The organism is Faecalibacterium sp. 7 (assembly GCF_049562865.1).
GTDB classification, from domain to species: domain Bacteria; phylum Bacillota; class Clostridia; order Oscillospirales; family Ruminococcaceae; genus Faecalibacterium; species Faecalibacterium wellingii.
Genome location: NZ_CP186911.1, coordinates 1,346,982 through 1,363,629, shown reverse-complemented (window position 1 = coordinate 1,363,629; position 16,648 = coordinate 1,346,982). Strand labels below are relative to the sequence as shown.

15 protein-coding genes are annotated in these 16,648 nt (G+C 57.6%); 8 read left to right on the top strand and 7 right to left on the bottom strand.

The features are described 5' to 3' along the window. Positions 1-2: 2 nt before the first annotated feature. The gene (locus ACKXF7_RS06635) at positions 3-1,463 is read right to left on the bottom strand and encodes an NAD(P)/FAD-dependent oxidoreductase (protein ID WP_418264938.1); all 1,461 of its coding nucleotides are present in this window, start codon (positions 1,461-1,463) and stop codon (positions 3-5) included. Positions 1,464-1,695: 232 nt separating this feature from the next. Continuing rightward, positions 1,696-2,421 carry a GntR family transcriptional regulator gene (locus ACKXF7_RS06630; RefSeq protein ID WP_249237320.1) on the bottom strand — a complete coding sequence of 242 codons (726 nt, stop codon included), beginning with the start codon at positions 2,419-2,421 and terminating at the stop codon, positions 1,696-1,698. A gap of 249 nt (positions 2,422-2,670) precedes the next feature. Here ACKXF7_RS06630 and ACKXF7_RS06625 point away from each other — a divergent pair, with 249 nt between their 5' ends. The 8 genes from ACKXF7_RS06625 (at position 2,671) to ACKXF7_RS06590 (ending at position 11,211) form a co-directional block, all read left to right on the top strand. Further along, entirely contained in the window at positions 2,671-3,699 is a 1,029-nt protein-coding gene (locus ACKXF7_RS06625) for a zinc-binding alcohol dehydrogenase family protein (protein WP_423742482.1), read from the top strand. A gap of 41 nt (positions 3,700-3,740) precedes the next feature. Continuing rightward, positions 3,741-4,472 (top strand): NERD domain-containing protein, encoded by a 732-nt coding sequence (locus ACKXF7_RS06620; protein WP_423742481.1) that lies wholly within the window; start codon positions 3,741-3,743, stop codon positions 4,470-4,472. Positions 4,473-4,857: 385 nt separating this feature from the next. Continuing rightward, complete coding sequence (dctP, locus tag ACKXF7_RS06615) at positions 4,858-5,925, top strand: TRAP transporter substrate-binding protein DctP (RefSeq protein ID WP_423742480.1); 1,068 nt, start codon at positions 4,858-4,860, stop codon at positions 5,923-5,925. Between the two features lie 33 nt (positions 5,926-5,958). Further along, positions 5,959-6,465 (top strand): TRAP transporter small permease, encoded by a 507-nt coding sequence (locus ACKXF7_RS06610; protein ID WP_249237324.1) that lies wholly within the window; start codon positions 5,959-5,961, stop codon positions 6,463-6,465. Between the two features lie 16 nt (positions 6,466-6,481). Next, positions 6,482-7,771: a TRAP transporter large permease gene (locus ACKXF7_RS06605; protein ID WP_423742479.1), complete on the top strand. Its 1,290-nt coding sequence runs from the start codon at positions 6,482-6,484 to the stop codon at positions 7,769-7,771. 453 nt (positions 7,772-8,224) lie between these two features. Further along, entirely contained in the window at positions 8,225-9,292 is a 1,068-nt protein-coding gene (dctP, locus tag ACKXF7_RS06600) for a TRAP transporter substrate-binding protein DctP (RefSeq protein WP_249237326.1), read from the top strand. A gap of 113 nt (positions 9,293-9,405) precedes the next feature. After that, positions 9,406-9,918: a TRAP transporter small permease gene (locus tag ACKXF7_RS06595; protein WP_339396292.1), complete on the top strand. Its 513-nt coding sequence runs from the start codon at positions 9,406-9,408 to the stop codon at positions 9,916-9,918. Positions 9,919-9,921: 3 nt separating this feature from the next. Next, positions 9,922-11,211, top strand: coding sequence for a TRAP transporter large permease (locus tag ACKXF7_RS06590; protein ID WP_423742478.1), 1,290 nt, complete (start codon positions 9,922-9,924; stop codon positions 11,209-11,211). 605 nt (positions 11,212-11,816) lie between these two features. Here the strand turns inward: ACKXF7_RS06590 and ACKXF7_RS06585 are convergent. The 5 genes from ACKXF7_RS06585 to mnmA form a co-directional block, all read right to left on the bottom strand. Further along, on the bottom strand, positions 11,817-12,842 hold the full coding sequence (locus tag ACKXF7_RS06585) for a zinc-binding alcohol dehydrogenase family protein (protein WP_418264946.1): 1,026 nt from the start codon (positions 12,840-12,842) through the stop codon (positions 11,817-11,819). A 375-nt stretch (positions 12,843-13,217) separates the two neighbouring features. After that, on the bottom strand, positions 13,218-13,424 hold the full coding sequence (locus tag ACKXF7_RS06580; RefSeq protein ID WP_423742477.1) for a hypothetical protein: 207 nt from the start codon (positions 13,422-13,424) through the stop codon (positions 13,218-13,220). Continuing rightward, a complete protein-coding gene (locus tag ACKXF7_RS06575) occupies positions 13,415-14,104 on the bottom strand; it encodes an arsenic efflux protein (protein WP_423742476.1) in 690 nt (229 codons plus the stop codon). The genes ACKXF7_RS06580 and ACKXF7_RS06575 overlap by 10 nt, the downstream gene beginning before the upstream one ends. 650 nt (positions 14,105-14,754) lie before the next feature. Next, the gene (locus tag ACKXF7_RS06570) at positions 14,755-15,525 is read right to left on the bottom strand and encodes a tRNA threonylcarbamoyladenosine dehydratase (RefSeq protein WP_423742475.1); all 771 of its coding nucleotides are present in this window, start codon (positions 15,523-15,525) and stop codon (positions 14,755-14,757) included. Positions 15,526-15,535: 10 nt separating this feature from the next. Continuing rightward, complete coding sequence (gene mnmA, locus ACKXF7_RS06565) at positions 15,536-16,639, bottom strand: tRNA 2-thiouridine(34) synthase MnmA (RefSeq protein WP_423742474.1); 1,104 nt, start codon at positions 16,637-16,639, stop codon at positions 15,536-15,538. Between the last annotated feature and the right edge of the window lie 9 nt (positions 16,640-16,648).

The following is a 16,648-nucleotide window of genomic DNA, read 5'->3' as shown; positions in this document are numbered from 1 at the left end:
GCTCAGTTCTCCTCCTTCCGCATGGTTCCGGTCAGGACCCAGGAGCCCTGACGGCTGTAACGAACATCCTCCGGCTCGGTGCCCAGCTCCTGCTCGATGAAGTTCTCGATCTTCATCTGGCAGAAGCCGCCCTGACAGCCGCCCATCATGGCGCGGGTGCGGTACTTGATGCCGGTCATGGTGGAGACGCCCAGCGGGTTATGGATGGCCTGCAGGATCTCCGCCTTGGTCACTTCCTCACAGCTGCAGATCATCTCGCCGTAATCGGGGTCCTGCGCAATGAGCTCTGCCTGCTGCTCCGGAGTGCACTCTGCAAACTTGACGATGCCCTTGTGGTGCGGGTCGAAGCCGGGGTTTGCCTCGAACTTCTCGTGCTCCAGCATCAGGCCGATGACGTAGCGGGCCAGCGGCACGCTGCCGGTCAGGCCCGGGGACTCGATGCCCACGAGGTTGACGGCATTGGGTGCCACGTCGTCCCGGATCTCCACCTTCCAGTCCTGAATGGCGCCGTTCTCATCCACCCACTTGGGCTGGATGCCGGCGAAGGTGCGGATCTGATCCTTTTTAAAGATGTGGGGCCACAGCTTTGCACCCTCCACAGCCAGACTGTCCATGTTGGCCTGCGGCACGCTGTAATCGTCCAGCACATCGGTGTTCTCGGCATCCGGGCCCACGGTGACGTTGCCGTCCACGGTGGGGGTGATGTGGATGCCCATATAGGTGTTGCTGGGCACCGGGTACACCGGCATGGGCAGCAGCTTGCCCATGCGCTTGTGCAGGATGATGTAGTTGCTGCGGGAGCCGATGACACGGTAGCCGGTCAGGCCCAGCAGGTCGGAGATCTGCTTTGCGCCCAGACCTGCGGCGTTGACCACCCAGCGGGTGCAGACATCGCCGTGCTCGGTGTGCAGATAGTACAGCTCGTTTTCGCGGGTGATGGCCGTGACCTTGTGGTCAAAGAAGAAGTCCACGCCGTTGGCGTGTGCGTTCTCGGCCAGAGCCACCGTGTACAGGAACGGGTCCATGATGCCGCTGTTTTTGGACCACATGGCAAACTTGCCCACCACGGCGGGCACCAGCTCATGCAGCTTTGCTTCGTCGATCATCTCCAGACCGGTGCAGCCGTTGACGGCGCCCTGCTTCATGGTGCGCTCCAGCTGCTCCATATCCTCGGGGGTGTTGCCCACCAGCACCTTGCCGCAGCGCTTGAACGGGAAGTTCAGCTCCTCGGCCAGCTGGTCCATGATCTTGTTGCCTTCCACGCAGCATTTTGCCTTCAGGCTGCCGGTGGGGTTGGCAAAACCGCCGTGCACCACCGCAGAGTTACGGCCGCTGGTCTCGTTGCAGACGTCCAGATTCTTCTCCAGCACTGCAATGCTCAGCTTGTAGCGGGACAGCTCGCGCGCAATGGCACTGCCCACGACGCCCGCACCGATGATGACCACATCGTATTGTTTTTTCATTGTGTTATATGTTTCATCGCTTCAAATATATAACATCCCGTAGCTTCTGTCAAGCACTTTCCGCAAAAAACATAAACAAAAAGAAGCTCTGTCCTTTGGTAAAAACGACAGAGCTTCTGGAAAATTCGGCGGGAACCGCTTGAAATGCCAAGAGAAAAGGGGCTCCCGGATGCAGGCAGGGCCTCCGCATCCTTCCATTCACGGAAGCGGCCCTGCTTACAAAAACAGCTTCTCAGATGAAGAAATCCGGGAAGCGGTCCAGCAGGCTCTGGAAATGTTCCCGGTAGGCACCCAGATGATGCTCAAAGAATGCGTCCACATCCACATCCTTGGGCAGGCCCACCATCAGATATTTATACAGCTGCTCATGCTCCTCGCGGAAGGTCTCCATATCCATCTGGCACAGAGCGGTGTCCAGATAGCGCACACGATCCATGTGGGTAGTAACGTTGTGCATGGCCTGCCAGATGCGGTCATAGCCGGCATAGGTATACAGGCGCTTATGGAACTCGTTGTCCAGCGTGATGAAGTAATCGCCCAGCACATCGTGGCTGATGCAGGCGGAGCCATCCTGCTGTTCCAGCAGACCGTGCAGCTCGCTGAGCTGCGCCTGATTCAGGTGGCCGGACAGGCTGCGCAGCAAAGCGGGTTCCAGCATCTTGCGCATGGCATAGCCCTCGTTGATGTACTGGATCGAGATCTTGGAGACGATGCTGCCGCGCTGAGGCAGCACATCCACCAGCCATTCGCCCTTGAGCATCATCAGTGCTTCGTGGATGGGCGTGCGGCTCATGACCAGATGCTCGCTCAGCTCCGCCTCGCTCAGCTGGCAGCCGGGCTGCAGCTGGATGTTCATGATATTCTTGCGCAGGATACGGTAGGCGTAGGCCCGGTTGTTCTCGTCCGGCTGGCGAGGGTCCATCAGCAGCGGCAGGATGCGGGACTTATCATCTTTCATTGGTAATTTCCCCTTACAATAGTTTGCTCTCCGGCAGGAAAGCGCTGGGTCAAGGTTTGTTGCTTCTAAGATATTGTTTCCTCTATTATAAGGCATAACATATCACTTGTCAAAAGCTTTTTTGCTAAAAAGCAACTAAAATCCTGAAATTGCGGATAAAAAACTGTAAAACAAGTTGCATTTCCGCCCCAAAGGCGTTATAATATGCTCAACAAGTAACATATCAGTTGGCTATAGGAGGTCAATCACATGTCTGAAATCAATGCGATCCGCTTTGCAGAACCCTGGCAGGTCTCCTGCGTCAAGATCCCCATGCCGGAACCCAAGCCCGGTGAGGCCCTCATCAAGATCATGGCAGCCGGTATCTGCGGCAGCGACATTGGCGCGTTCCGCGGCACCAATGGTCTGGTGAGCTATCCCCGCGTCATCGGCCACGAGCTGGCCGGTGTGGTCGTCTCCATCCCGGAGAACAACAAGAACGGGATCAAGGTGGGCGACCGCGTGGTCGTGGACCCGTACCTGTACTGCGGTCACTGCTATCCCTGCTCCATCGGCCGCACCAACTGCTGCGACGATCTGCACGTTCTGGGTGTGCACGTTGAGGGCGGCATGGCCGAATACTTCTGCCACCCGGCTGATATGCTCGTCAAGATCCCCGATGGCATGAGCTGGGTGCAGGCTGCCATGGCCGAGCCCCTGACCATCAGCCTGCACGGCATCCACCGCGGCGGCCTGAAGGCAGGCGAATACTGCGCCATCATCGGTGCAGGCCCCATCGGTCTGGCTGCTGCCATGGTGGCACAGGCCTACGGCGCACACGCCATCCTGCTGGATCTGGTGCAGGAGCGTCTGGACTTTGCAAAGTCTCTGGGCATAGAGTACACCATCAACTCCGGCAAGGAAGATGCCAATGCCCGTGTCCACGAGATCACCGGCGGCGAGGGCGCACAGCAGGTCATGGAGTGCTCCGGCGCAAACCCCGCCATCCGCAGCACGCTGGACCTTGTGAGCCATGCAGGCCGCATCACCTTCACCGGCTGGCCCAAAAAGGAGACCAGCCTGCCCACCGACATCATCACCCGCAAGGAGATCGACCTGCGCGGTGCCCGCACCAGCGCCGGCGAGTTCCCCGAGGCTCTGGAGCTGATCGCCACCAAGAAGGTGGATATGCTCAAGCTGCTCACCAAGACCGTCAAGCTGGAAGAGGTGCCTGAAACCATCATCGACATCGAGAAGAACCCCGGCAGCTACATGAAGGTCGTTGTCACGATGGAGTAAACGGCTCCCCACTACATTGAAGTTATAAGGAGAGTACTGTTTTGGACGCATGGAATATTCTTGTTGTAGTCGTTCTGGCCCTGATCCTTCTGCTGATCCTGCCCATGGTGGCTGCGCGCAACGGCACCAAAAGCTTTACGCAGGCCCTGATGGCCCCGCTGCACCGCAAAAAAAAGCGCGGCCCGCTGGGGCTTGAGGTCGAGCCGGAAAAAAAGCCGGAACGGCATGTGAACAACAGTATGCAGGGCGAGCTGACCGCGATCGTCTCGCAGCTCATCACCTTTACCAAGCGCCAGCACTATACGCTGGTGTACCCCGGCACCATTCAGGAAGGCGGCCAGCTGACCACCACGCTGGCGCTGGTGGTCACCCCGGGCGGCGTGGTGGGCCTGAACTGCTTCGGTTTTGCCGGCGAGATCCGTCCCGGCGACCAGCCGAACGACCAGTGGCGTCAGCACATCAACCACACGGACAACCGCATCCCGAACCCTGTCACCACCAGCGAAAAGCAGCAGGTGCTGCTGCGCCGCGCCATGGACAGGACCGGGCTGAGCGGCATCCCGGTGGATGTGATCGCCGTGTTCACCAGCAAGGAAGCCCGGCTGACCGGCGTTTCTGCCCAGAAGTGCTTTGACCGCGACGGCATGATCGCCTATCTGGAGCAGGAGCGCTTCCATTCCGGCCCGGTGGAGGATACCCACGAGACCGGCGTGAAGCTGAAGAGCCTTGTAACGGTATACAAGTCCGAAAAAAACAAGAAGAAAAAGAAATAATCTGTGTCTGAAATGTTACCTGCAGCCTTCCGGCACAGCGGAACGCTGCAGATGCACTCTCTGGGATTTTTAAACAGACAGCCCGGTACAGTCCTCCTGTACCGGGCTGTCTGTTTTTGTTTTTTCTGGTTTTTATGCTCCATTTCTCCATTTTTTCAAGCTAGTATACAACATAAAGCACAGCTTCCCTTTTGGGAACGGCTGGTAAAGATTCAGATAAGAAGCGCCGTTTTGTATTGTTCCCGTCAAGCTGATATGTTAGTATATCGTCAAGGGAAACATGCCGCAGACGGAACGCAGCGTCCGGCTGCACGAACCGGCGCAGCGGCGTTCCACCCTGACCGCAGGCATGAAATGAAAACAAATGAAAAGGAGAGATTTTCTTATGCGTATCCACAAGATCACTCGTCGTAACTTCATGAAGGTTGCAGGTGTCTCTGCACTGGCCATGGGTCTGGCAGCCTGCGGCGGCAGCTCCTCCAGCACTGCTGCTTCCACCTCCACCGCTGCATCTGCTTCCACTGCTGCAGGCGGCGAGGTCACCGGTGATAAGGTCGTGATCAACATCGGCCATATCAACGACCAGAGCGACTCCTGGCATCAGGGCGCTCTGAAGTTCAAGGAGTACTGCGAAGCCAACTCCAACGGCACCATCGAGGTGGACGTGTTCCCCAACAGCCAGCTGGGCCCCGAGGTGGATATGATCCAGGGCATCCTGTCCGACAGCGGCACGGTGGACATCACCTTCACCGGTGAGTCCATGCAGACCTATCAGCCTGATCTGGGCATGATCGGCATGCCGTACCTGATCCAGAGCGATGAGCAGATGGAGAAGGTTCTGACCGGTGAAGTCGGTCAGGAGTTCGAGGGCCTGATGGAGGCCTGCGGCATGAAGTGCCTGGGCTACTTCACCCGTGGTCCCCGCTACATCACCTCCACCAAGAAGATCACCAGCGTTGCCGACTGCAACAATCTGGTCATCCGCACCCCCCAGTCCGCTATGACCGTGGCTGCCTTCCAGGCTCTGGGCGCAAAGCCCACCCCCATGGCACTGTCTGAGGTCTTTACCTCTCTGCAGCAGGGCACCATCGAGGCTCAGGAGAACCCGCTGGCCATGATCGAGACCCAGAGCTTCTACGAGGTCTGCCCCTACCTGATCCTGACCGCTCACCTGCGTGCATGGGTCTACATCGCAATGGGTCTGGCCCAGTACAATCGTCTGTCCGACAGCCAGAAGGCCGTTGTGGATCAGGCCGGTGCCGAGTGCCAGGCATACGAGCACGAGCTGTTCCTGGACAACGAGGAAAAGTACTACAACCAGCTGCAGGAGCAGGGCATGGAGTTCATCGAGGTCGATACCGATGCGTTCGCCAAGGCAATGATCGACGGCGTGCTGCCCATCCTGACCGACAGCCAGAAGAAGATCTACGATGCGATCGCAGCGCTGGCCTGATGCAGCTGTGAATCCTGAAATGAGGTTGAGATCATGAAGAAAGGCTTGGATAAATTCATCAAGGTCTACATGGAGATCTTGTACGCTTTGAGTTCCGTCTTCTACGCAGGCTTCTGCTTCTGCGTTCTGGTGCAGGTCATCAGCCGCAACTTCCTGCCCAATGCCCCCTCCTGGACTGAGGAGCTGGCCCGTTATTCCTTTATTTATATGGTGGCCTTCGGCGTTGGTCTGGCGGCCCTGAAGCACGAGTTCGTCAACGTTGAGTTCCTCGGCGATTTCCTCAAGTCAAAAAATCAGAAGGCGCTGGATGTGCTGAACCTTGTCATCGAGGTCATCATCCTTGCCATGTGTCTGGTCATTCTGGTGATGGCCGAGCCGAAGTACTGCTTCCCAACCTTTGCGATGAACTCCACCGCCACCAACATCTCCATGAAGTATATCTACTTCTCCCAGTTCCTCACCTTCATCATCCTGCCTGTCAGCTACCTGCTGGACATCGTCCGCACTCTGGTCGGCTGGACCGAGAAGCCTGCTGCATAAAGGAGGTCGAAACGCAATGGTTGCAGTTCTGTTTATTGTTTTCCTCGTCGCGCTGGCCATCGGCGTGCCCGTGGCGTTCAGTCTGGGTCTCGCATCCGTGGCCTACATGCTGGGTGCTCACATCCAAATGATCAACTTTGCACAGTATTTCTTCAAGGGTCTGGACTCCTTCACCCTGCTGTGCATCCCCGGCTTTACCTTTGCCGGCAACCTGATGAATCAGGGCGGCATCTCGGATAAGCTGCTGGACTTTGCAGACGCACTGGTCGGCCACGTCACCGGCGGTCTGGCTTATGCAAACGTTCTGGCATCCATGGTCTTTGCCGGCATCTCCGGCACGGCTCTGTCCGACACTGTCGCATTGGGCGGCGTTGAGATCCCCATGATGGTCAATCAGGGCTATGACGTACCCTTCTCGGTCGCCATCACTGCCGCTTCCTCCTGCCTTGGCCCCATCATTCCCCCGTCTGTTCCCATGATCATGGCTGCCACCATGACCGGCCTGTCCGTCTCCAAGATGTTCATGGCCGGCATCGTCCCCGGCCTGCTGCTGGGCTTCGGCATGTGCGCTACCTGCTACATCCTGTCGGTCAAGCGCCACTACCCCAAGCGTAATACCCCGCCTAAATGGAGCCATATCTGGCATGCGACCAAGGAGGCCATCTGGGCACTGATCATGGTGGGCATCATCCTGTTCGGTATCATGGGCGGCATTGTCACCCCCACCGAGGCTTCCATCATCTGTGTGGTCTACGGCCTGTTCGTGTCGGTGTTCATCTACCGCAAGATGGGCCCCAAGGAGATGTACTCCTGCCTGAAGGATACCGTTTCCTCCGCTTCCGCTATCATGGCTCTGGTGGCCTTTGCAAACGTGTTTGCTTTCATCCTGACCAAGGAGCACATCCCCAGCATGATCGCTGACGCAATGCTGCACTTGACCACCAACAAGTACCTGATCCTGCTGCTCATCAATCTCTTCCTGATCTTCGTCGGCATGTTCATGGAGACCATCGCCGCCATCCTGATCCTGTTCCCGACCCTGCTGGCTGTGGCTGCCGCCGTGGGCGTCGATCCCATCCATTTCGGCATCATCGTGGTCATGAACCTGGTTCTGGGCCTGTGCACTCCTCCCGTTGGTGTCTGCCTGTTCGCCGCTACCAACATCGGTGCCCGCTACGGCAAGTGCACCCTGTCCGACAGCGTGAAGGCTCTGGTCCCGCTGCTGATCGTCAACTTCGGCGTTCTGTTCCTGGTCACCTATGTGCCCTTCCTCACCGTTGGCGTGGCAAATCTGGTCATGGGCTGATAAGCTTTCCTTCTTCTCTTTCTTCTTACGGCTCCTTCCGCTTTTGCGGAGGGAGCCATTTTTTGTCGCTGCGCTTTCCGCACCCGGTTTTGCAGTCCTTTCCATACGCTGGCATTGTCAAAGAATTGTGTAACATATCATAAGGTCTTTTCCAACCCTTGTCGGTCACCGCGCAGGATCGTTGCGAAAGAAAGGATTTTTATTGTAATTTATTTGTAATTTTCACCTCTGCCGGAGAAAAGTTTCGTCCGTTGTATCCAACAAGCTTCAAATTTTTTACATTTCGCACAAAGATTTGGCTAAGAATTTGGCAAAGAAACTTTGCTTTTTTACTGGACATTCCTCAGTTGATATGTTAGTATATTTGCAGGAAAACCGAACCGCAGAAGCACGAACCTGCTGTTCGGACGTGATAACCGGAAAAGGTCATACGAAGTAAAAGGAGAGAATTTTATGCGTATCCACAAGATCACTCGTCGTAACTTTATGAAGGTTGCAGGTGTCTCTGCACTGGCCATGGGTCTGGCAGCCTGCGGCGGCAGCTCCTCCAGCACTGCTGCTTCCACCTCCACCGCTGCATCTGCTTCCACTGCTGCAGGCGGCGAGGTCACCGGTGATAAGGTCGTGATCAACATCGGCCACATCAACGACGAGAGCGACTCCTGGCATCAGGGCGCTCTGAAGTTCAAGGAGTACTGCGAAGCCAACTCCAACGGCACCATCGAAGTGGACGTGTTCCCCAACAGCCAGCTGGGCCCCGAGGTGGATATGATCCAGGGCATCCTGTCCGACAGCGGCACGGTGGACATCACCTTCACCGGTGAGTCCATGCAGACCTATCAGCCTGATCTGGGCATGATCGGCATGCCGTACCTGATCCAGAGCGATGAGCAGATGGAGAAGGTTCTGACCGGTGAAGTCGGTCAGGAGTTCGAGGGCCTGATGGAGGCCTGCGGCATGAAGTGCCTGGGCTACTTCACCCGTGGTCCCCGCTACATCACCTCCACCAAGAAGATCACCAGCGTTGCCGACTGCAACAATCTGGTCATCCGTACTCCCCAGTCCGCTATGACCGTGGCCGCTTTCCAGGCTCTGGGTGCAAAGCCCACCCCCATGGCACTGTCTGAGGTCTTTACCTCTCTGCAGCAGGGCACCATCGAGGCTCAGGAGAACCCGCTGGCCATGATCGAGACCCAGAGCTTCTACGAGGTCTGCCCCTACCTGATCCTGACCGCTCACCTGCGTGCATGGGTCTACATCGCAATGGGTCTGGCCCAGTACAACCGCCTGTCCGACAGCCAGAAGGCCGTTGTGGATCAGGCCGGTGCCGAGTGCCAGGCATACGAGCACGAGCTGTTCCTGGACAACGAGGAAAAGTACTACAACCAGCTGCAGGAGCAGGGCATGGAGTTCATCGAGGTCGATACTCAGGAGTTTGCTGATGCAATGGTCAGCGGCGTGCTGCCCATCCTGACCGACAGCCAGAAGAAGATCTACGACGCTATCGAAGCTCTGGCCTGATCGACTGACGATATAAGTTAAGTTGTTCCAACGGGGCAGGCTGACAAAACTTGCAGTCTGCCCCTTCTTTATCGTCCATACCCACCCTCAAGGAAAGAGAGGTCGAATCTTTTATGAAAAAAAGCCTGAATAAGTTCATCAAGGGCTACATGGAAGTGCTGTATGCGCTGAGCTCCGTTTTCTACATCGGTTTCTGCTTCTGCGTTCTGGTGCAGGTCATCAGCCGCAACTTCCTGCCCAATGCCCCCTCCTGGACCGAGGAGCTGGCCCGTTATTCCTTCATCTACATGGTGGCCTTCGGTGTTGGTCTGGCGGCTTTGAAGCATGAATTCGTCAACGTGGAGTTCATGGGCGACTTTTTGAAAAAGAAGAGCCCCAAGGCGCTGAAGGTGCTGAACCTTGTCATCGAGTTCGCCATTCTGGCCATGTGTCTGGTCATTCTGGTGATGGCCGAGCCGAAGTACTGCTTCCCCGCCTTTGCGATGAACTCCACCGCCACCAACATCTCCATGAAGTATATCTACTTCTCCCAGTTCCTCACCTTCATCATCCTGCCTGTCAGCTACCTGCTGGACATCGTCCGCACTGCGCTGAGCTGGAACGATACCGCTGAAAAGGAGGACTAAGCAATGGTTGCAGTTCTGTTTATCGTTTTCCTCGTCGCGCTGGCCATCGGCGTGCCCGTGGCGTTCAGTCTGGGTCTCGCATCCGTGGCCTACATGCTGGGTTCCCACATCCAGATGATCAACTTTGCACAGTATTTCTTCAAGGGTCTGGACTCCTTCACCCTGCTGTGCATCCCCGGCTTCACCTTTGCCGGCAACCTGATGAATCAGGGCGGCATTTCTGAGAAGCTGCTGGACTTTGCAGACGCACTGGTCGGCCACATCACCGGCGGTCTGGCTTATGCAAACGTTCTGGCCTCCATGGTCTTTGCCGGCATCTCCGGCACGGCTCTGTCCGACACCGTCGCACTGGGCGGCGTTGAGATTCCCATGATGGTCAATCAGGGCTATGACGTGCCCTTCTCGGTCGCCATCACTGCCGCTTCCTCCTGCCTTGGCCCCATCATTCCCCCGTCCGTTCCCATGATTATGGCTGCTACCATGACCGGCCTGTCCGTCTCCAAGATGTTCATGGCCGGCATCGTCCCCGGCCTGCTGCTGGGCCTCGGCATGTGCGCTACCTGCTACGTGCTGTCGGTCAAGCGTCACTACCCCAAGCGCGATAAGCGCGCAAGCCTGGCTCATGTCCTGCATGCAACGAAAGAGGCCATCTGGGCGCTGATCATGGTGGGCATCATCCTGTTCGGCATCATGGGCGGCATCGTCACCCCCACCGAGGCTTCCATCATCTGCGTGGTCTACGGCCTGTTCGTGGCAGTGTTCATCTACCGCAAGATGGGTCCCAAGGAGATGTACTCCTGCCTGAGGGATACGGTTTCCTCCGCTTCCGCTATCATGGCTCTGGTGGCCTTTGCAAACGTGTTCGCTTTCATCCTGACCAAGGAGCACATCCCCAGCATGATCGCTGACGCAATGCTGCGCCTGACCTCCAACAAGTACCTGATCCTGCTGCTCATCAACCTCTTCCTGATCTTCGTCGGCATGTTCATGGAGACCATCGCCGCCATCCTGATCCTGTTCCCGACCCTGCTGGCTGTGGCTACCGCCGTGGGTGTTGACCCCATCCAGTTCGGTATCATCGTGGTCATGAACCTGGTTCTGGGCCTGTGCACTCCTCCCGTCGGTGTCTGCCTGTTCGCTGCTACCAACATCGGCTCTCGCTACGGCAAGTGCACCCTGTCCGACAGCGTGAAGGCTCTGGTCCCGCTGCTGATCGTCAACTTCGGCGTTCTGTTCCTGGTCACCTATGTGCCCTTCCTCACCGTCGGCGTGGCAAATCTGGTCATGGGCTGATCCTTTCCCAGTCTTTCCAAGAAACTCTTTTACTTCGTCAAAAAAGGGCTGCTGCAAACAGCCCCAAAAAGAGATAGGCGTTCCCGAAAGGGGCCGCCTATCTCTTTTTTTGCAACATACAGCCTTCGATGCCGCCCCGCTGGGATGGGAACGGTCATTCCGCCCCATGCCGGCCTGTCATAGATCGGCTGTCCCCGCTCCGGCCTCTTCTCCGGTCGGTATCCGGAGCCGCAGGAGCTCTCTGCGCAAAGATCATAGAAGCCTGCTGCGCTCAGGACTGCCGGCTGAGCCAGCGGCCTGAGGAAGTCCTGAACATCATGCAGAATGCCCCCGCAAAGCCCCTGTGCAAGGGGCCGCGAGCAGTCGTCCTTCCGCTGCATTGCCTGCCCCGCCGCTCTAACGCGCTGTGCCATAAAGCGCATTTTTCGCAATGGCAAGTTCTTTGTCATTCCGCAATGCCCGCCATCTCCGAACAAAAAACGGCCAGACAAAAGCAGGGTGCGCCCCGAAGGACACACCCTGCCAGTTTATTTAATATCTCATAATGTGCGCTGAGACCGGCGCAAAGCGCCCTCAGAGCGCGGAAACGACCCGGTGAAGGGTTCTTACTTCTTGAAGGTCAGAACGCCCTTGCGGTAGGAAGGATCACGGCTGTCCACGAAGTCGAAGGCTGCCTGTGCATCCTCGAAGTTCCAAGTGTGGGAGATGCTGCCGCGCAGATCCACCTTGCCCTCGTTGACCAGATCGATGACATCCTGGAACTTGCGGTTCTGCAGGCGGCTGCCGCGAACGTCCAGCTCTTTGGAAGTGATGACGAACTGGTTGACCTCGGTGGGAGCCACGGAGAAGCCCATGGTGATGACGCGGCCGGCGTTGCCGGTGGCCTGCAGAGCGGTCAGCAGGCTGCCCTTGACGCAGGCGGCATCGATGGTCACGGTGGGGCCGTAGCCCTCGGTCAGCTCGTGAGCCTTGGCGGGAACGTCCTCCTTCAGGCTGTTGATGGTGTAGGTCGCGCCGTTCTTCTTGGCCTCTTCCAGCTTGGCGTCGTCGATATCGGTGACGATGATGGCCTTGGGGTTGTACAGCTTGACGATGCGCAGGATGGAGCTGCCCAGAGCGCCGCTGCCGATGATCATGACGGTGTCCTCGCTCTCCAGCTGAGCACGGCTGCAGCACTGCACAGCAATGGTGGTGGGCTCGATCATGACCGCCTCTTCGTCGCTCAGGATCTCAGGCACCAGATAGCAGTCGCGGTCCGGCACAGCCATGTACTCGCGGTAGCCGCCGTCGATGTGCACACCGCGCACCTTCAGGTTGCCGCAGACGTTGGGACGGCCCTTGCGGCAGGCATAGCAGTGGCCGCAGGCGGTGACCTGATCGATGATGACGCGGTCGCCCACCTTCACGCGGGTCACACCCTCGCCGATCTCCTCAACGATGCCCACGTTCTCGTGGCCGATGATGCGGGGATAGGTGGCAGCGGCATTGGTGCCATGGTAGATGCCCACGTCGGAGCCGCAGATACCGGCAGCAACCATGCGGACCAGAACATTGTTTTCCTTGTCGATCTGAGGCTTCTCGAGATCAACGATCTGCAGTTTATTCGGTTCAACGATCTGAACGCCCTTCATAAAATCTTCCTCCTAAAATCTGATAACGGTCTTAAAGATTTTGATGATCTTTCTGCACGGTGGGCGGATGGCTCCGGGCCGTGCTGATACTAACATATTACCACAGACGAGGCAAAAAGTAAATTGCTTTTTGAAAAAAGAAAGTATTTTTCCTTTTTCGCAAAAAAAGACCTGTACAGCGGCTTTATTTCATGTTTTCATGAAACTCCGGCAAAAACACGTAACATATCACAACGGCTAAAATTCAGTAAAAAATGAAACGGGCCATTGCACAGGGGGCAAGCCCCGGAGCAACAGCCCGTTTTTTCATTCTCCACAGCAGGAAGATATTAAAAAGGATACAGCCAAACCGGATGCGGCAGCCCGTTCCGGTCATTATGCAAACACGGCCACGACCACCTGCATCGCCACGCCCAGAAAGGCACCTGCGCCCCAGGTCAGGCCGGTGATGAAGAGGTTCTGCTTCCAGGAAGGATTGGTGCGCCACAGCACCGCCAGACCCACGCCTGCACCGGTGCACAGGCCCGCCACCAGACTGGAAAAGCGCAGAGCGCCCTCCACATACAGCTGGGTCAGCAGCACGCTGGCGGCGCAGTTGGGATCAGGCCCACCAGCGCAGCCACCACCGGCTGGAAGAAGCCCATGCTGCCCAGAACGCTGGCAAAGACGTCCTCGCCCACGCCCTCGACGATCAGGCCGAACACCAGACTGAACGCAAAAATGAACACGAAGATCTCCAGCGTGTGGCGCAGGGCTGCCTTCCAGATGGGCTGTGCGTTTCCGGCTTCATCGTTGTGCTCCTCGTGGCAGTCCACTTCATCCGCGTGGCCAGTGTAGCCGCCACGCAGGCCTTTGGGCAGCACACCGCGCAGGACAAAGTCCAGCGCAAAGCCCACCGCAATGGCGTACACCACCTTGATGACCATGAGCACCGCCAGCTTGTCCCAATAAGCCGGCATGGATACCAGCAGCGGAATGGCTTCGTCACTGGTAGCAAGGTAAACCGCCATCAGGGTGCCCAGCGTGATGACGCGGGAGGAATAGAAGTTGGACGCAATGGCCGAAAAGCCGCACTGCGGCACACAGCCCAGCACCGCGCCCGGAATCGCGCCCCAGCGGCCGCCTCCGGCCAGCAGCGCTTCGATGCGCTCGCCATGGCGGGTCTCAATGTATTCGATCAGAAGATAAGCCAGAAACAGGAAGGGCAGCATCTTGGCGGTATCCACCAGAGATTCGCCCAGAACATCCAGAAACAGTTCCATATACACTCCAAACGCAGCAGTAAATTGCTTTATCATAGCAAATTGCAATCAATTTGCATTTTCGAACAGGGATGATTATACACGATATTCTCTCCAATTGCAATACCAAATTGCAAATTGATTGCAAATTTATATTATAGAGCGCTGCAGCGCGTAAAAAACACGATCTTAAATGGTCTCCGCTATCGGGTCGCGGCACCCAGCATCCGCATCGTGCCTTGGGCGGTACTTGCGTCTTGCTGGCCGCTGCCCCAACAACTCCTCCCTGTTTCTGCCGCATGGGCTTTTATTGCTGCGCAAACACAGATTTTCCCGATTCTCTTTTTCCCCGTGGAGAACCCTCTCAGTCATCTCGCTTTGCTCGATGCCAGCTCCCCCAAAGGGGGAGCTTTTTGGCATTTGTCGGTCAGCGCTAATGAAGCTCCCCCCCTTCGGGGGAGCTGGCACGCCGTAAGGCGTGACTGAGAGGGTTTGTCTTGTCGCACAGCGATGCCTGAAGGGGAAAATCCCGCCCATGAAAATGGGGTCCAGAAACGCCCGCAGGCGTTTCTGGACCCCAAAATCAAAAATATAATTTCCTTAGCTTATGCGCAAAGCAAACGCGGAGCGCATTCAAAATCGTCCCACACAGCAGGAGTCTGCCTTCTGTTTTACCCCTTCATCGGCACAAAGCCCACAAGGTCTTTTACCACCTCGCCGCCGATGATCAGGCCGGCCACCGAGGGTACAAAGGCATTGGAGCCCGGCACCGAGCGGCGTTGGGTGCACTTGCGCTGGGTGCCCGGAGGGCAGATGCAGTGATCCTTGCAGCTGATGGCGTCATCCTCGATGGGGGTCATGGCAGGCTCCTTGGAGTAGACCACCTTCAGGTGCTTGATCCTGCGCTTGCGGCACTCGGTGCGCATCACCTTGGCCAGCGGGCAGACCGAGGTCTTGTAGATATCGGTCACTTCAAAGCGGGTCGGGTCCATCTTGTTGCCTGCGCCCATGGAGCAGATGATGGGGGTGCCCGCCTCCTTGCACTTCATCACCAGCGCCAGCTTGCCGGTAACGGTGTCGATGGCGTCCACCACATAGTCGTACTGGGTAAAGTCGAACTGGTCCTGTGTTTCCGGGCCAAAGAAGCACCGATGGGTGGTCACTTTGATATCCGGGTCGATGTCGTGGATACGCTGCGCAGCCACATCTACCTTATATTGCCCTACCGTGCTGCGGGTGGCGATGATCTGGCGGTTGAGGTTGGTCAGGCAGACCTTATCATCATCGATCAGATCCAGTGCCCCCACACCGCTGCGCGCCAGCGCTTCCACCGTGTAGCCGCCCACGCCGCCGATGCCGAACACCGCCACGCGGGAATTGTGCAGTTTTTCCATGGCTTCCGCGCCCAGCAGCAGCTGCGTGCGGGAATACTGATTTTGCATTTCGTTCTCCTTACTTTTCTACGCGGATAATGGTGCCGCCGCCCAGCACCGTGTCGCCCTGATACAGCACCACGGCCTGACCGGGCGTAGGGGCGCGCTGGGGCTGGTCAAATTCCAGCCGGAAGCCGCACTCCGCCGGGTAGACGGTGGCGGTCTGCTCCACCTGATGGTACCGGGTGCGGGCTGTGACCCGCAGCGGCCCGGTCAGCTCCGGAATGGCGATCCAGTTCACCTCGTCCGCATACACGATGCGGTCGAACAGCATCTCCTCCGGCCCTACCGTGACGGTGTTTGCCTGCATGTCCTTGCCGCAGACGTACACAGGTGCCCCCATGGCAAGGCCCAGCCCCTTGCGCTGGCCGATGGTGTACCGCACCGCGCCGTTGTGGGTGCCCACCACCCTGCCGTTTTCGTCCAGAAAGTCACCTGCCGGGTAGCGTTTGCCGGTGAAGTCCTCCATAAAGCGGGCATAGTCGCCATCCGGCACAAAGCAGATGTCCTGACTGTCGTGCTTGCGGGCATTGACGAATTTGTGCTGCTCCGCGATCTCGCGCACCTCGGTCTTGTGCAGGCCGCCCAGCGGCAGGCGGATATGCGCCAGCTGCTCCTGGGTGAGATTGTAGAGCACGTAGCTCTGGTCCTTGCCCTCGTCCAGCCCCTTTTTGAGCAGGAAACGGCCGGTGGCCTCGTCCTGCTCCACCCGGGCATAGTGGCCCGTGACCACATACTCCATGCCGTGTGCCCGGGCCCAGTCCAGCAGATGGCGGAACTTCATATATTTATTGCAGTCGATGCAGGGGTTCGGCGTGCCGCCCGCCTCATACACGCGGACGAATTTTTCAATGATCTGCTCCCGGAAGTCGGCCGTGAAATCCAGCACCTCGTACGGAATATCCATGGCAAACGCCACCTCTGCCGCATCCTCGATGTCCTTTTCCGAGCAGCAGGTGTGAAAGCCGGACTGTCCCAGCGTTTCGTTGCGGGTGAGCCGCATGGTGATGCCGGTGCAGTCATAGCCTGCCTGCTGCATGAGCCATGCCGCCACCGAGCTGTCCACGCCGCCGCTCATGGCAATGAGGGCACGCGGCTTTGAATCAGGGGTCTGTGTGGTCATAAGTTCTCC

Bases quoted from the DNA above. Each gene is read 5' to 3' on its own strand.
- ACKXF7_RS06635 (WP_418264938.1), bottom strand. From the start codon at position 1,463: ATGAAAAAACAATACGATGTGGTCATCATCGGTGCGGGCGTCGTGGGC.
- ACKXF7_RS06630 (WP_249237320.1), bottom strand. From the start codon at position 2,421: ATGAAAGATGATAAGTCCCGCATCCTGCCGCTGCTGATGGACCCTCGC.
- ACKXF7_RS06625 (WP_423742482.1), top strand. From the start codon at position 2,671: ATGTCTGAAATCAATGCGATCCGCTTTGCAGAACCCTGGCAGGTCTCC.
- dctP (WP_423742480.1), top strand. From the start codon at position 4,858: ATGCGTATCCACAAGATCACTCGTCGTAACTTCATGAAGGTTGCAGGT.
- ACKXF7_RS06610 (WP_249237324.1), top strand. From the start codon at position 5,959: ATGAAGAAAGGCTTGGATAAATTCATCAAGGTCTACATGGAGATCTTG.
- ACKXF7_RS06605 (WP_423742479.1), top strand. From the start codon at position 6,482: ATGGTTGCAGTTCTGTTTATTGTTTTCCTCGTCGCGCTGGCCATCGGC.
- dctP (WP_249237326.1), top strand. From the start codon at position 8,225: ATGCGTATCCACAAGATCACTCGTCGTAACTTTATGAAGGTTGCAGGT.
- ACKXF7_RS06595 (WP_339396292.1), top strand. From the start codon at position 9,406: ATGAAAAAAAGCCTGAATAAGTTCATCAAGGGCTACATGGAAGTGCTG.
- ACKXF7_RS06590 (WP_423742478.1), top strand. From the start codon at position 9,922: ATGGTTGCAGTTCTGTTTATCGTTTTCCTCGTCGCGCTGGCCATCGGC.
- ACKXF7_RS06585 (WP_418264946.1), bottom strand. From the start codon at position 12,842: ATGAAGGGCGTTCAGATCGTTGAACCGAATAAACTGCAGATCGTTGAT.
- ACKXF7_RS06575 (WP_423742476.1), bottom strand. From the start codon at position 14,104: ATGGAACTGTTTCTGGATGTTCTGGGCGAATCTCTGGTGGATACCGCC.
- ACKXF7_RS06570 (WP_423742475.1), bottom strand. From the start codon at position 15,525: ATGCAAAATCAGTATTCCCGCACGCAGCTGCTGCTGGGCGCGGAAGCC.
- mnmA (WP_423742474.1), bottom strand. From the start codon at position 16,639: ATGACCACACAGACCCCTGATTCAAAGCCGCGTGCCCTCATTGCCATG.